The sequence below is a fragment of the Streptomyces spororaveus genome (assembly GCF_016755875.1).
GTDB classification, from domain to species: domain Bacteria; phylum Actinomycetota; class Actinomycetes; order Streptomycetales; family Streptomycetaceae; genus Streptomyces; species Streptomyces spororaveus.
The window spans coordinates 1,009,220-1,023,302 of the sequence record NZ_BNED01000005.1 but is presented as its reverse complement, the minus strand read 5'-3'; the positions used below and the strand labels follow the sequence as shown (position 1 = coordinate 1,023,302).

The following is a 14,083-nucleotide window of genomic DNA, read 5'->3' as shown; positions in this document are numbered from 1 at the left end:
CAGTCGAGGTGACCCAATGCAAGCTGCTCAAGACCCCTCCACCGCCGCAGCGTCTGCGATCGAGGCGCGGTCGATCGATCACATCCCGCTTGGCGAACGACACGGGAAGGTGTGGCATGTCGCACCCGTGTGGATCGCCGGCAATGCCAATGTCGGCACGGTCGCGGTCGGGGCAGCGGGGGTCGCCCTCGGCGCCGATCTGCTCTGGATCATCATCGCTGCCTGTGCCGGGTCCGCGTTCGGCGCGATCTTCGCTGCGCTGCACTCGACACAGGGACCCCACCTCGGATTGCCCCAACTGATCCAGTCGCGTCCACAATTCGGGTACGCGGGTGCAGGTGGCGTCTTCGTCCTGGCACTTGTGAACTACATCGGTTTCAACACATTCGCCTGCATCCTCGCGGCGCAGAGCCTGTCCGTGGGCATCGGCCTCGGGAAGACGGCATCGGTTCTGGCCGTGGTGACGATATCTGCCGTCATCGCCCTCTTGGGGTACAACTGGATCCACCACGCAACCCGGTGGATCACCCCTGCCTTCCTCATCTCCTTCGCAGTTCTGACCGTCGTCGCCGTCGGCAGCGACGCCACAGTAGCCGCAGTTGCCCCGATAGCTCATGGTTTCGCATGGACGCCCTTCCTGGTCGTCTTCGGTCTGGCAGCCGGCTACCAGATCAACTGGGCGATCTACGTTTCCGACTACACCCGCTACCTGCCCCCCACCGTGTCGCCACGGTCGATGTTCTGGTGCACCTACCTCGGCATGAGCCTGAGCTCGATGTGGCTCGCGACCCTCGGGGCCTTGCTGGCGGCTCGATTCGTACCCGGCGACGCCGTCGCTGGCGTGGTCGCAGCAGGCGACGCGGCCACTGCCGGGTTTGGCCGCATCGTCGTGCTGATCGGCCTGCTCGGGCTCATCGCGACGATGGCCATGAACACCTACGGCTCGACCCTCACCCTCATCAGCATGCTCGACACGTTTCGGGACATTCGACCCACCGCGCGGTTGCGAACAGTCGCGGTCCTAGCGGTCAGTGCGGTCGTGATCCTGCTGACGTTCCTCGCCTCTGACGACTTCCTCAGCTCGTTCGGCACCTATCTGACGCTCCTCCTCTACCTCTTCGCGCCGTGGACGGCGATCAACCTCGTCGACTACTTCCTGGTCCGCCGTGGCCGCTACTCCATCGCGCAAATCTTCAAGGCTGACGGCATCTACGGCCGGATCAACGGCCGCGGCCTGCTCGCCTACACGCTGGGCGCCGCCGCGGAGGTACCGTTCATGAACACCAACGCGTTCATCGGACCAGTCACCGATGCGATCGGTGGCGCCGACCTGGCTGTGTTCGTTGGCTTGGCGGTGGGAGGTACCTGCTACTGGCTCAGCTATCGCGGTTACGACTTCGCCGGCGAAGAGGCGGTCCTGCGCAGCGACAACGCGAGCGGAGCGCCGATCAGCGCCACAAAGAGTGGCCGCCTGATCTGATCTCGCTCTGCCGCCCGAGCCGACCTCGATCTACAGATCGGTTCGGTGGCGAGCGGGGGCGCAGGGGGCGGGGTCTAGGCCGACTGTGGACCATCCGCATCGCTGGCCACAGCGATCGCACAGCGTCGGTCACCTGCTCCTCGCCCGGTGCCACGCCAGCCAGGTGGTCCCAGGACATCGCGGCACTGCGCCGGTTCGCCCCTGCACGCGCGCTCGCCCACGCGAAGGCCGCCGCGACCCGTCCGGACGCCGGCCTGCCAGTGCCGGGCCCCGCAGTGCTCCGTCTACGAGAACAACCAGGAGCCCTGCGCGGGGGCGGGCCGTCTGTGCCGCATCGACGCCGCACGCCAGAATCATCAGCAGAACCGCACCCGCCGCGGACCCTCCCAAAGCCGCGGGCGTCCGCCGACACGACGCCTGAAAGCGTTCCGGGCGGATTCCGCGCACCCGCCATCCCGCCCCTGACGAGCAGTCTCCGGCGCGCCCCTTTGCCATGGGCGCCACGGCCAACGAAGCACCCGTCGACACCATCAGGGATGAAGGAACGGGTTTGAACACGACAAGTGGACACGGAAGTCATCCCGTCGCAGCAGGTCGCGGCGGTCCGTCTCCCGTGCGGGTAATTGACAGGGTACGAACGTACCTCCTAACGTACCCACATCCAGGCACCGCCGCCGCAGCTCGACGAGGAGCACCGATGCAGCACCTACACGACATAGACGTCCGGGTCCCGATGCCTGACGGCGCAACCCTCGCCGCCAACATCGCCCGCCAGGGCGAGGAGCAGATGGTTCCCGCGCTCGACCACATCCCTCACGAGCCGGACCACCCCAGCGGCCTGGTGCTGCCGGTCATCGACCGCAAGGACCAGCCGTGAGCGCCGCCGACCGGGTCGCCGAGCTGACCTCGACCTTCGCGGCTCCTTCCCTCGACGTGGCCCACCTGCTGTGTGACCGGCATCCCGCCGACCGGGTCGCCTTCACCGTGGTCGACGGCGACGGAAAGGCATCGACGCTGACCTTCGGCAAGCTCACCGCGGACTCGCACCGGTACGCACGGGCACTGCAGGGGCTGGGGGTCGGTCCGGGTGACAGAGTGGCGACCCTGATGGGCAAGAGCACCGACCTGGTCACCGTCATCCTGGCGATTTGGCGGCTCGGCGCGGTCTACGTCCCGCTGTTCACCGCCTTCGCGCCCCAGGCCATCGCCCTGCGCCTGGAGGGCGCGGGAGCGCACGTGGTGATCGTCGACCCGGACCAGCGCCACAAACTCGACCCCGGCCCCGACCTGCCGGACGACCCCCAGCGCCGCCTCGTCGTCACCGGAAACAGCACTTCGCACGGTGCCACGGTGCTCTCTGCCCTCGTCGCGGCCGCGTCACCGGAACCGGTACCCGCCGTCACCACCAGCGGGGACGGCCCACTGGTGCACATGTTCACCTCCGGCACCACCGGCAAGCCCAAGGGCGTCATCCACCCCGTCTCCTACATCACCGGATGGCAGATCTACCTGGAGTACGCCCTGGACGTCACCCAAGGCAGCAGCTACTGGTGCGCCGCCGACCCCGGCTGGGCCTACGGCCTGTACGCCGCCATCGTCGCCCCGATGGCCGCCGGCATCCCCAGCCTGCTGCTGACCGGCGGCTTCTCCCCCGAGACAACCTGGCGCACCCTCACCGACCACCAGGTCACCGACTTCACCGCCGCCCCCACCGTGTACCGGGGACTGCGCTCCTCGCCGGTGCCGGTCCCACAGGGCCTGCGCCTGCAGCGGGCGTCCAGCGCCGGCGAGCCCCTGACTCCCGAGGTCAACGAGTGGGCACACGCCGCACTCGGCCTCGCCGTGCACGACCACTTCGGCCAGACCGAGGTCGGCATGCCCCTGGCCAACCACCACCACAGCGAACTCGCCCGTCCCCTCAAGACGGGATCGATGGGCCGGCCGGTACCCGGATGGAACCTCACCGTCTTGGCCGACGAGAAGGACGAGCCCGCCGGACCGGGCGTACTCGGCCGGGTCGCGATCGACGTCGCCGGGAGCCCGCTGATGACCTTCCGCGACTACCAGATCCCCGGACAGAGCGCTTCCAAGTTCACCCCCGACGGCCACTGGTACCTCACCGGCGACGCCGGGCGCATCGACGCCGACGGAGACTTCTTCTTCTCCTCCCGCGACGACGACGTCATCATCATGGCCGGCTACCGGATCGGGCCGTTCGAGATCGAGAGCGTCCTCGCCCAGCACCCCGCCGTCGCCGAGTGCAGCGTGATCGGCGCACCCGACGACGTCCGCGGCGAGGTCATCGAGGCGTACGTCGTCCTGCGCGACGGCGACAACGGCTCACCAAACCTGGCCACCGAACTCCAACAACTGGTCAAGACCCGCTACGCCGCCCACGCCTACCCGCGCACAATCCACTTCATCGACGCCCTGCCCAAGACACCCAGCGGCAAGACCCAGCGCTACCTGCTGCGCAACCGCCGACACACCGAACTCACCACCCCGGAGCCCCGTTGACCGGCACGGAACCCCTGCTCGTCGAGCAACACGGCACCGTCCGATGGCTCCTGCTCAACCGCCCTCAGCGGCGCAACGCCCTCGACGTCACCCTCATCGAAGCCCTGAACAAGCAGATCACCAGCGCCGAGGCCGACCCCGGCACAGCGGTCATCGCCGTGGCAGGCAAGGGGCCGAGCTTCTGCGCCGGCGGTGACTTCCACCAATTCCTGGAACTCCACGACGCGGGCGACAACCCGGTCGACTTCCTCACCGACGTGTCGGCCTGCTTCAGCCGTATCGCGGCCAGCCCGAAACCCTGGGTCGCCGTCCTACACGGTCACGCCGTCGCCGGCGGCCTCGAACTCGCGCTGGCCTGCGATGTCGTCGTCGCCGCCGACACCACCCTCATCGGCGACGGCCACCTCCAGCGGCGTCTGGTACCAGCCGGCGGCTCGAGCGTCCGGCTGCCCGACGCGGTCGGACGGGGACTGTCCCGCTGGCTCCTGCTCACCGGCGAACTGATCCCCGCGACCGCGTTCACACACACCGGCTGGATCCACGCGATCGTGCCCGAGGCCGAACTCATCGCCACCGCCACCCGTATCTGCCAACATTTGGCCGGCCGCCACCGCCCCGCTCAGCAACACCTCAAGACGCTGCTGCACCGGATCGACGGCATGGCCCCCGAGCAGGCCCTGCGCGAGGAACTGGACGTCTTCGCCGACAACTGGTCTGCGAGCTCCGTGGCCGACGCCCTGCGGGCCTTCCTCACTCTCCCTACCACGAAAGCGGACAACACATGAATCGCTACCAGGGACGCGTCGTCGCCATCACCGGGGCCGCACAGGGCCTCGGCCTCGCCATGGCGACCCGGTTCGCCGCCGAGGGCGCCACGCTCGCACTGGCCGACGTCAACGAACAAACCCTCACCGACGCCGCCGGGACCATCACCGACGCCCACGACGCCAAACTCCGCACCGACAGGGTGGACGTGACCGACTCCGCCCAGGTCAACGCCTGGATCGACGGCGTCACCACCGATCTCGGCCGCATCGACGTGCTGGTCAACAACGCCGGCATCCTCCGCGACAACCGCGTCGAGGACATCACCGACGACGACTGGCACGCCGTCATCGACGTCAGCCTCACCGGCGGCTTCCACTGCGCCCGCGCCGCGTTCGCCCCCATGAAACGCCAGGGCTACGGCCGTATCGTCAGCTTCTCCTCCATGTCATGGCGCGGGAACTTCGGCCAGACCAACTACGTGGCCGCCAAGGCCGGCATCGTCGGCATGACCCGCACCCTCGCGCTTGAAGGCGCCCGCCACGGCATCACCGCCAACGCCATCGCACCCGGCCTCATCGAGACACCCATGCTCGCCTCCATGAACGGCCCCGCACGCGACAAGCTCACCAACAAGATCCCCATGCGCCACACCGGCCGCCCCCAGGACATCGCCGAAGCCGCGGCCTTCCTCGCAAGCGATGCCGCCAGCTACATCACCGGCATCGTCCTGGACGTGGACGGCGGCATCTCGATCGGGTCCTCGATCCGGTAGAGCGCCGCATCCACGGTCACGCTGCGGCCGTCGGATCGCCAGCGGGGACCGTCGCAGCCCAGGTACGTCGAGCGGTACCCTGGTACCCCCTCGTAAGTCTCGGACTCCCGTCCCGGACGACCACCCGCCGGTTCCGGCGATGACGTCCATGGGAGACTGCTGCGGTGACGGCCCCAACTGACTCGCGCGACCGACGCCCGCGCAAAACGGCCCGCCGGCGGGTCGTGGACACTCGCCGGCGGGACGAACTGCTGCGTCAGGCCGAGGCGATCATCCTGGCCGAAGGCTTCACCGCGGTGACCATGGATGAGCTCACCCAGCGGCTCGGATGCTCCAAGGCGACGCTGTACAGCCTGGCCTCCACGAAGGAACAGCTGGTACTGGCGGTCACCCGCGCCTTCTTCCGGGCCGTGACGGCCGAGATCGAGCAGGCCGTCCAGGCCGAGCCCGACCCCCGGCAGCGCATCCGGGTCTACCTCGCCGGCATCGGCACGGCCATGCGCCGTCACTCCAACGCCTTCTACGACGACATGGTGGGTTACGAACCGACCGCACAGATCTACCGCAAGAACTCCGCCGCCGCCGCGCACCGGGTCCACCAAATGATCGAGGAAGGCGTACAAACTGGCGTCTTCCGCGCGCTCAACGGACACTTCGCCGCCCAGGTCGTGGCAGTGACCATCGACGCACTCCAGTCGGGGGCCCTTCTGGAGAGCACCGGCCTGACCGCAGGCGACGCCTTCTCCGAACTCGGGGACCTCCTGCTGGACGGCCTCAGTGCGGGGCAGGGCGCGCCCGGATAGGAACGTGACAGACAGGGCTAGGGTCTGTTGCGAAAGTGCTGGTCACAGCCATTCATTGATGACTGCGACCAGCCCTGTCGCCTCGTAGCGAACCGCCAGCTTGTCGTATCTGGTGGCCACGGCCCGATGCCGCTTGAGGCGATTGATTCCGCACTCCACCGCATGGCGTTCCCGGTCGTCCGTAGCGTCGAACGCCGACGGGCGACCGCCGTCGGAACCTCGTTTGGCCCGGTTGCGGATCTGGTCACTCTTCTGCGGAATCGTGCACCGGATGCCTCGTTTACGCAGGTAGGCGCGGTTGGCCTGTGACCCGTAGGCCTTGTCGGCACGAATCTGGTCGGGCTTGGTCCTGGGGCGCCCCGGTCCGGTTCGCGGAACACGAATCTGCTCCAGCACCGGTACGAACAACGGGCTGTCGTGCTGCTGCCCGGCCGTGATGATCAGTGACAAGGGCTTCTGCCCCTGCTCGACCGCCAGATGCAACTTGAGGTCAACCCGCCGCGGGAGCGTCCGAGCCCGTGGTCGGCGGGCTCGGTGTCGACACCGCCGGGTGGCTCACGCTGCAGGTCCCCATTTTACGCGCGCCAGCAGCGTGCTGATGTGCGCGAGCAATGGTCGAGTCAACGCTGACATCCCGATGATCAGCCCCTGCCCATCAGCCTGGACCTGCAACTGTTCCAGGATCCGCTTCCAGGGACCGTTGCGCTGCCACCGCCGGAACAGGTCGTAGGACCGGTCCCAAGGCCCATATCGCTCAGGCACATCCCGCCACGGCGTTCCCGCCCGGGTCCGCCACCGTATCCCGTCGATCAACTGACGACGGGACCAGGTCGGCGGCCCCGGCCGCGCGATGAAGTGGGCTGGCGTGAGCTCGATCAGCAGCACCAGCCGGGCGAGCACGAAGGGCACGCACTGCGCGAAGGCGTAAGGGGCAAGTGGTGGCCGCCAGCTCCCTATCCCGGGGGCGGGCACGAGCACTCTCATGAGTCCAGCCCTGCCTCGCCCGGGGGCACGGCCGCCACTCATCGGCGGGTCGGCCCGCGCCAAGCGCCCTGCGGCCGGCCGGAACGGGTATGCATGTGGAACCCGGTGGGCCCGACCCGCCGCCCCGGAAGAGTGGAGCGCCACGCACCCATGAGCACCGACCCCGGGGTTTCCCGGGTCTCCCGCCAGGAATTCGATGCCCTGTTCGCCTCGGTCCGTACGTGGGGACGCTGGGCGGCGGCCGACCGGGGTGCCTGGAACCGGGTCACCCCGGACCACGTGCGCCGGGCCGCCGCCCTGGTCCGGGACGGGACAGCAGTGCCCCTGGGGCTGCCCTGGAACACGCGGTCCGGCCCCGACAACAGCAGGCCCGCCCTGCACTACATGTCCGACCTAGGCGACGTCGAAGCGCCGGAGCCGGCTACCTACAAGGACTTCCTCGGAGTCGACTACCACGGCAAGGCGGTCAGCCACCTCGACGCGCTGTCACACGTCGCCTACCTGGGGCAGCTCTACGAAGGGCACGTGGCACAAGAAGTCATCGGCGCCGCCGGTGCCCGCTTCGGCTCGGTGGCGGCGCTCGGCCCGCTCGTCACCAAGGGTGTGCTCCTCGACCTACCCGCCGTGCTCGGGGTCGACTGGCTCAAACCCGGGCAGCCGGTCCACGCCGGTGACGTCGCAGCCGCCGAGCGGGCCCTTGGCGTGACGGTCGACGACGGGTGCGCGGTGCTGGTGCGCTCCGGCCGGTTCCGGCGCCGCCGCAAGCTGGGCCCGTGGGACGTCGACGCGGCCAGCGCGGGCTTGCACGTCGACGCGGTACCGCTGCTGGCAGAGCGTGGGGTCAGCCTGCTGGGCGCGGATGGCGACAGCGACCTACGCCCGTCGCCGGTCGAGGGCATCCACTCCCCCGTACACGTCCTCGCCGTTGCGGCGATGGGGGTGCCCTTGCTGGACAACCTGGACCTGGAGGCGCTGTCCGCCGCGTGCGCAGGAGCGGGACGCTACGAGTTCATGATCGTCGTGGCTCCGCTCAATGTCCCCGGCGGGACCGGATCGCCGGTGAATCCGGTTGCTCTCCTGTGAAGTGGCAGATGGCCGGGAATACACTCAGAACGCGCGGACCAGAGCGATTGGCTTTCCCGTTGCGACCGACGACCCCCGGCGAGGGAAGCGGAGCCGCTGCTGAGCGAGCTCGCAACGCGGTCCGCCCCGGCACCGAACCGATGCAGGTGCGCCTGACCCGCGACCGCGCGCTGACCTGCGGTCTGCGACGGCAGTAGCACCGCTGCACCAGCGGGGCGCGCCACCACGGACGGGGCCGTGGCCTGTGCCCCGCCGAACAGCTGGCCTATGCATGAGGTACCCGCCACACCCCCACGGCAAGGCCATCTGAGTTAAATTCGCCCTGGATGCAGCGTAACTACCGTCATACACGGAATGCCCCTGGACTGCCCGTAGCATCATCCCTGTCCCGCCCTCCCGAACGGGGGATCCGAGGTCGGCACCGGAGACGTCCATGCATGACGCCCATGACCCTTCCGATACCTCGACGAGCGGCCCGCCCTCGCGCTCCGGCGGGGAGCCGCTCGTGCGGGTGTCCGGTCTCGGCAAGCGGTTCGGCGGCACCGTCGCGCTGGACGGGGTCAGCCTCGACCTCCACCGCGGCAGCGTGCTTGCCCTCCTCGGCCCCAACGGCGGCGGGAAGTCCACCCTCATCAAGGTGCTCGCCGGTGTGTACCGGGCCGACGAGGGCGAAGTGACGGTGGCCGGGCATCCCCTTGGGTCCGAAGCCGCCCGCGCGAAGATGTCCTTCATCCACCAGGACCTCGGCTTGGTGGGGTGGATGACGGTCGCCGAGAACATCGCCCTGGGCACGGGCTACCCGCGCCATCACGGCCTGGCGGCGGACCCGGGAGCGCTGCTCCGAGGCGCTCGGGATCGTCGCTGGACACCTGGACGCCGATGCCCGGATCGCGGACCTCGCACCCGCCGAGCGCTCTCTGGTGGCCGTTGTCCGGGCCCTCGCGCGCCGGGCGGAGGTCCTCGTCATGGACGAGTCGACCGCCACGCTGTCCGCCGCGGACTGTGCCCGGCTCTTCGACGTCCTGCACACCCTGCGCGACCGGGGGCACGCCGTCCTGTATGTCAGTCACCGGCTCGACGAGGTGTACCGGGTCGCCGACGCGTTCGCGGTACTGCGCGACGGCCGCCTGGTCAGCGCAGGGCCGCTCGCCGGGTACGGGCCCGCCCGCCTGGTCCGTGACATCGCGGGCGGCCTGCCGACGGGGCGGGTTCCTGCCGCCCCTGTGCCCTCCGGCCGGCCCGCCGTGCTGCGCCTCGACGCCGTGACGACACAGCGCGCCGGGCCCGTCAGCCTGGATCTGGCGCCCGGGGAGATCCTCGGCATGGTCGGACTGACCGGCGCAGGCCACATGCAGACCCTCGCCCGGGACCTGTCCGCCGCCGCTGTGGACGCCGTGGTGGTGCTGCTCTACGCAGTGCTGCTGTGGACCTACGACCCGCAGCTCACCCTCGTGCCTGGGTCGAGTTCTCGCGGGAGCGCTGCCGCTGCTCGGCGGCCGGGTCCTGCTCGACGGCGAGCCGTATCACCCGCCTAGCGTGGCAGCCGCACTCAGTCGGGGAGTCGGCGTCGTGACCGCCACCCGTCAAGAGGAGGGCTGCGCGCCGGATCTGACGGTCCGGGAGAACTTCCTGGCCAACCCCAGGGCGGGCGGTGTGCCGGCGTGGCACTGGCTCGGTCCCCGGCGAGAGCGGCGCGAGGCCGCCGCTCTGATCGAACGGTTCTCGGTGTGCCCCCGCGACAGCGAGGTGCCCATCGCCACGCTGTCCGGAGGCAATCAGCAGAAGGTGGTTCTCGGGCGGGCGCTCCGCGGACGGCTGCGGCTGCTGATCCTCGAGGAGCCGACTGCGAGCGGGGACGTCGGTGCCAAGGCGGCGATCCACCGGCTGCTCGACCAGGCGGCCGCCGAGGGCTTGGCGGTCCTGCTGGTGTCCACCGACTTCGAGGAGGTCGCGGATCTCTGCCACCGCGCTCTGGTCTTCGTCCGCGGCTCGGTGGCGGCCGAGCTGGCCGGTGCTGCCCTGACGCCCGCCAAACTCACCCGTACCGCCACGGCCATGCCCCCCATCACCGGAAGCACGACGGCTCCATGACCCCCTGGTCCCCGCGCGGGCACATCGTCGGGAACTACGGCCTGGTGGCCTTGACTGCCCTGCTCTTCGTGTCCTACTTGGTCGTCCTGCCGGACACGTTCCCCACCCGGGACAATGTGTCATCGATCCTGTCCAACCAGGCGGTCCCCGCCCTCCTTGCCCTCGGCGCGACGATCCCCATCGCCACCGGCAAGTTCGACCTCTCCATCGGCTACGGACTGGGCTTGGCGTACGTCCTGGTGATGCACCTCATCGTCGACGAGGGGATGCCCTGGCCGCTCGCCTGCCTCGCTGTCGTTCTCGGCGGGGCGCTAAGCGGCGCCCTGAACGGCGTGATTGTCGAGTTCGCCCGGATCGACTCTTTCATCGCCACGCTCGGCACCGGCAGCATCATGTACGCCCTCACCGGATGGCTCACCGACGACGCCAGGATCATGCCCGGGCCACAGGGCTTGCCGACCTCCTTCACCGGCCTATACGACGCCCGGTTCCTCGGTCTGCCGACGCCTCGCCGGAGTCACCCAAGGCCTCCAGGAAGCGGTGGCGGATATCATATCGTGCACGGCATTGGTCCTAGTATGGTATTCAGAGCAGAGGTCTTCCGAAGATCATCGAGGTAGCGTCGTGGCACGTTCGGTGAGGGAAATGATCGAGCGGGGGGTGGACGGAGAGAACCTGAGCCCCACGGGTGCCCGTGAGCGGTTCCTGGTGGGGGAGCTGGTCGAGGACGGGGTGCGAAATCTCATCTTGAGCTCATGGAAGCGCTGTCACCTGATGGGGGTCTCACCGGACCCGTCCGATCCCCCGTACTGGGAAGATCTGGACTTGGCGAGCCCTCTTATTCATGCCGCCGAGCCGGTGCTCGACAGGCTGGAGGCGGTGTTCTCGGGGAGCCGCGCGAATGTGGGACTCGCCGACCGGCGCGGGGCGGTGCTGTCACGCCGTTTTGGCGAGGCGTCGCTCGTACACCATCTCCCCGCATCCCACAGCAGGCCCGGTTTCGTCTTCGCCGAGCAGTTCGCCGGGACCAACGGCATCGCCCTTGCGCTCGCGGAGAGACGGTTCTGCCAGGTCTACGGTGCCGAGCACTTCTCAGAGCGTTCCCAGGCGAATGCCTGCTGGGGTATGCCAATCCGTGACCCGCTCAGTGGCCATATTGAGGGCGTTCTCGCTCTTGGCTGTCCACGCCTCGAGGCGAAACCGGCGATGGAGGCGGTGATGCGCAGCGCCGCTCATGATATCGAGCGTCGGCTGCTGGAACGCAGCACGGAACGCGAACGGTCCCTGCTGCGGGCTTACCTCGATGCCCGGCATAAGTCGCACAGCGACGGGGCGCTGAGGGGCAAGTACCTGATCGGAGAGGATGATCTGGTCCAGAGCGGCCTGGAATGGCATGACCAGATGATCCTGCAGGAAGGAGCCGCCGAATTGATCTCTTCGGCCCAGCGGGCCGCTACCGTAGTGCTCCTGTCCGACGGCCGACAAGCCACCCTCCTGAGCCGTCCGCTGACGAGCTCGTCGGGCGTGGCAGGATTCGTCGTCGAGGCCATCCTGCCGCTGGATTTGGCATGGCGGCGTCGCACCCTTTCGCCTAACCTCAGCGAATCTCGCCGTCTGCTCGCCGCGCCCGCGCAGGCCCCGGCGCCACTTCCCGTCCCGCAATCCCCGCCGCTTCCGGTACCTGTGCTGGTGGCTGCCCGGACTGACGGCCTGGTGCTGGTGGGAGAGCCGATTGCGGGACGGCTGGCCGTCGCGGCGCGACGCCGCCTGGAGCTTCTGGCCGAGGCAAGCACCCGCATCGGGACCACGCTGGATGTAAGCCGCACCGCGTGGGAGCTGGCCGAGGTGGCGGTCCCCCGCCTGGCGGACTTCGTCACCATCGACCTCCCCGAGGCCGTACTGCGCGGGGATGAATCCGCGGACCCCCGCACCGACCTGCACCGCACGGTGGTCCACGGCATACGCGAGGACTGCCCGTTCTACCCGGTCGGCCAGCGGGTCAACCTCCGCCCGGGCACACCCCATCTACGCTGTCTGGAGCGCATGCAGGCGGTACTGGAGCCGGATCTGAAGACTGCCGCCGGCTGGCTCGCCCAGGACTTCGAGCACACCGACCGGCTGCTCGCCCAGAATGTGCACTCCCTCATCAGCGCCCCCCTGCTGGCCCGCGGCGTAGTCCTGGGCATCGCCACTTTCTACCGTGCACAGGACTCCGCTCCCTTCGGCGACGACGACCTCGCACTGGCGCAGGAACTCGTCACCCGCGCGGCCCTCTGCGTCGACAACGCCCGCCGCTACACCCGCGAACACGCCACAGTCCTGGCGCTCCAGCGCAGCCTGCTTCCACACTCCTTGCCCCAGCAGAGCACTGTCGAGCTCGCCCACCGCTATCTGCCCGCCGAATCCAGCGTGGGAGGTGACTGGTTCGACGTCATCCCGCTCTCCGGCACCCGTGTCGCCCTCCTCGTCGGCGATGTCGTCGGCCACGGACTGCACGCCGCCGCAACCATGGGGCAGCTGCGAACCGCCGCCCGCAACTTCGCCGAACTCGATCTCGCCCCCGACGAAGTCCTCACTCACCTCGACAACCTCGTGGGGCGCCTTGACGCGGGAGACGGCGGCCGCCAGCCCCTCATCGGCGCCACCTGCCTGTACGCCATATACGACCCCACCACGCAGCTGTGCACCATGGCACGCGCCGGCCACCCTCCACCCGCACTGGTGGGCCCCGACGGCAGCGTGACCTTCCCGGACCTACCCGCAGGGCAGCCCCTGGGCCTGGGCGGTCTCCCCTTCGAGACAACGGAGATCCATCTTCCCGAAGACACCAGCCTGGTCCTCTACACCGACGGACTCATCGAGGACCGTCACCGCGACATCGACGAGGGCCTCGACCGGCTGCGCCACGCGCTGGCCCACCCCGACCGCTCGCCGGAGGAAACCTGCGACGCCGTCATGGACGCCGTGGCACCCCAGCACCCCGGCGACGACATCGCCCTGCTGGTCGCCCGTGCCCACGCCCTGCCGTCCGCCTGGATCGCCACCTGGGACCTGCCAGCCGACCCGGCCCTCGTCTCCGACATCCGTGCCGCCGCCATGCGCCAGCTGACCGACTGGGACCTGGAGGAAATCGCGTTCGCCACCGAACTACTGCTCAGCGAACTGGTCACCAATGCCGTTCGCTACGGCGGGGAGCCGATCCAGGTGCGTCTCATCCACGACCGGTCCCTGATCTGCGAAGTCTACGACGGCAGCAGCACCTCGCCGCGCCTGCGACAGGCGGCCTCCACCGACGAGGGCGGCCGCGGCCTCTTCCTCGTCGCGCAGCTCGCACAGGCCTGGGGCACCCGCTACACCGCCGACGGAAAGGTCATCTGGGCCGAGTTCACCCTTGGGCGGACCGGTGTTTCCGACGCCGCATAGCGCATCGACAGGAATCCGAAAGACTGGGCGTGCGAAACCGCACGCTGCAATAGGCCAAGGAAACAGTGGAGGGCGAGAGTCGCCATACGCCATCGGTTGTGGAGTCGTTACAGTCGGCGACTGATCAGTCATCCGGTAAGGCTCTCTGCGCCCACCCGTCCC

General features: G+C 69.1%; 8 protein-coding genes and 3 pseudogenes. 10 read left to right on the top strand and 1 reads right to left on the bottom strand.

Features of this window, described 5'->3' with window-relative positions; all coding sequences use genetic code 11:
* Positions 1–16: 16 nt before the first annotated feature.
* The 6 genes from Sspor_RS07350 to Sspor_RS07325 all read left to right on the top strand — a co-directional run bounded on the left by Sspor_RS07350 (position 17) and on the right by Sspor_RS07325 (position 6,340).
* Entirely contained in the window at positions 17–1,480 is a 1,464-nt protein-coding gene (locus tag Sspor_RS07350; protein WP_202198324.1) for a purine-cytosine permease family protein, read from the top strand.
* Positions 1,481–2,177: 697 nt separating this feature from the next.
* On the top strand, positions 2,178–2,357 hold the full coding sequence (locus Sspor_RS07345; RefSeq protein WP_202198323.1) for a hypothetical protein: 180 nt from the start codon (positions 2,178–2,180) through the stop codon (positions 2,355–2,357).
* Positions 2,354–3,997, top strand: a complete 1,644-nt coding sequence (locus Sspor_RS07340; protein WP_202198322.1) for an AMP-binding protein — start codon at positions 2,354–2,356, stop codon at positions 3,995–3,997. Before Sspor_RS07345 ends, Sspor_RS07340 begins: the two co-directional genes overlap by 4 nt.
* On the top strand, positions 3,994–4,782 hold the full coding sequence (locus Sspor_RS07335; RefSeq protein WP_202198321.1) for an enoyl-CoA hydratase/isomerase family protein: 789 nt from the start codon (positions 3,994–3,996) through the stop codon (positions 4,780–4,782). The genes Sspor_RS07340 and Sspor_RS07335 overlap by 4 nt, the downstream gene beginning before the upstream one ends.
* The gene (locus Sspor_RS07330; protein ID WP_033215650.1) at positions 4,779–5,537 is read left to right on the top strand and encodes an SDR family oxidoreductase; all 759 of its coding nucleotides are present in this window, start codon (positions 4,779–4,781) and stop codon (positions 5,535–5,537) included. Before Sspor_RS07335 ends, Sspor_RS07330 begins: the two co-directional genes overlap by 4 nt.
* A 164-nt stretch (positions 5,538–5,701) precedes the next feature.
* Positions 5,702–6,340, top strand: a complete 639-nt coding sequence (locus Sspor_RS07325; protein ID WP_033215651.1) for a TetR/AcrR family transcriptional regulator — start codon at positions 5,702–5,704, stop codon at positions 6,338–6,340.
* A 42-nt stretch (positions 6,341–6,382) separates the two neighbouring features.
* Here Sspor_RS07325 and Sspor_RS41505 read toward each other — a convergent pair.
* A pseudogene (locus Sspor_RS41505) lies at positions 6,383–7,194 on the bottom strand (IS5 family transposase); the annotation flags it as partial.
* A gap of 280 nt (positions 7,195–7,474) precedes the next feature.
* Between Sspor_RS41505 and Sspor_RS07315 the strand changes: the two are divergent.
* The 4 genes and pseudogenes from Sspor_RS07315 (at position 7,475) to Sspor_RS07300 (ending at position 13,921) form a co-directional block, all read left to right on the top strand.
* The gene (locus Sspor_RS07315) at positions 7,475–8,407 is read left to right on the top strand and encodes a cyclase family protein (protein ID WP_202198320.1); all 933 of its coding nucleotides are present in this window, start codon (positions 7,475–7,477) and stop codon (positions 8,405–8,407) included.
* 433 nt (positions 8,408–8,840) lie between these two features.
* Positions 8,841–10,498: pseudogene (locus Sspor_RS07310) on the top strand (sugar ABC transporter ATP-binding protein).
* 17 nt (positions 10,499–10,515) lie between these two features.
* Positions 10,516–11,007: pseudogene (locus Sspor_RS07305) on the top strand (ABC transporter permease); the annotation flags it as partial.
* A gap of 115 nt (positions 11,008–11,122) precedes the next feature.
* Complete coding sequence (locus tag Sspor_RS07300; protein ID WP_373318748.1) at positions 11,123–13,921, top strand: SpoIIE family protein phosphatase; 2,799 nt, start codon at positions 11,123–11,125, stop codon at positions 13,919–13,921.
* Positions 13,922–14,083 lie beyond the last annotated feature (162 nt).